Source organism: Parasphingomonas frigoris, assembly GCF_036663815.1.
Taxonomy (GTDB): Bacteria; Pseudomonadota; Alphaproteobacteria; order Sphingomonadales; family Sphingomonadaceae; genus Sphingomonas.
In genome coordinates this window covers 1-1,045 of sequence record NZ_JAXOJQ010000097.1, presented here as the reverse complement: position 1 = coordinate 1,045, position 1,045 = coordinate 1, and the positions used below count along the sequence as shown (strand labels likewise).

General features: G+C 59.4%; 1 protein-coding gene and 1 pseudogene. Both read right to left on the bottom strand.

Annotation, left to right across the window (positions count from 1 at the left end; genetic code table 11):
* On the bottom strand, nt 1-598 hold a 598-nt coding region (locus tag U1872_RS22745), incomplete at its 3' end, for a sigma-70 family RNA polymerase sigma factor (RefSeq protein WP_332795113.1).
* Nucleotides 599-908: 310 nt separating this feature from the next.
* Nucleotides 909-1,045, bottom strand: a pseudogene (locus U1872_RS22740) (response regulator); the annotation flags it as partial.

Genomic DNA, 1,045 nt, shown 5'->3' with positions numbered 1-1,045 from the left:
CCGTCTTGGACGTATCGGTCTCATGATCGCGACGCGACGGAAGCGAACCGTCCGTTAAGATCGTCTCCAGCGCAACACGTCCGCGAGCTACCCGGCTCTTGATGGTCCCGACAGCGACGCTGCAGATTTCTGCGGCTTCCTCATAGGCAAAGCCACCCGCGCCCACCAGGATAAGGGCTTCACGCTGCGGCTGCGGCAGATGCATCAACGCGCGTTGCATGTCGCCAAGCTCGACGTGGCGATCCTGACTTGCGGGTGCAGCGAGGATACGGTCCGCGACAAGATCGTCCCACTCGCCTTTGAAGCGGGCGCGTCGCATCTGCGAGAGATATAGGTTGCGCAGGATGATGAAGGTCCACGCCCGCATGTTCGTACCCGCCTGGAAGCGGAGACGCGCGGCCCAGGCTTTCAGCAAAGTCTCCTGGACCAGGTCGTCCGCGAGATCGCGGCTTCCCGACAAGGAGCGACCGAACGCACGCAGATGCGGGATTACCTGCGCAAGTTGAACCTTGAACTCGGCATCCGACAGGGAGACATGCTCGACCGGCGCGACAACGTCATCGTTTTCGTCATCCACGGGCAAAGCAGGCTGGGTCATGGTAATCCGATCAATCCCGATAAAACACTGCCGTGCGAACGCGGCAGACATAGGCGTACGCCGCAGGAAATACCAGCGACGCGCACGCAATCCTGCTTAGCGAAGAATTATAAAGCCAAATATAACAATGACCAACACTAGCGAGATCGCCAGGATGTACCGGGTCATATGTGGCGTGGCACCTGCCCGTGCATCTTCGGTATCGATGTGAATTGGTTCGTTTGGATCAGCCATCACCAACAAACTCGCGAAAGACGTTTTGGGTCCGTAACTGTCTTACAGTCACGGACCCGGATAAGTGCCGTCGACCTTAAGCGGTCGGGACGGTCGCCTGATCGAAGAACAGCGCCTGGCTGATCGCGGCCTTCACGGTCGAACGCTGGAACGGCTTGGTGATCAGGAACGTCGGCTCGGGACGTTCGCCGGTCAGCAACCGCTCCGGGAACG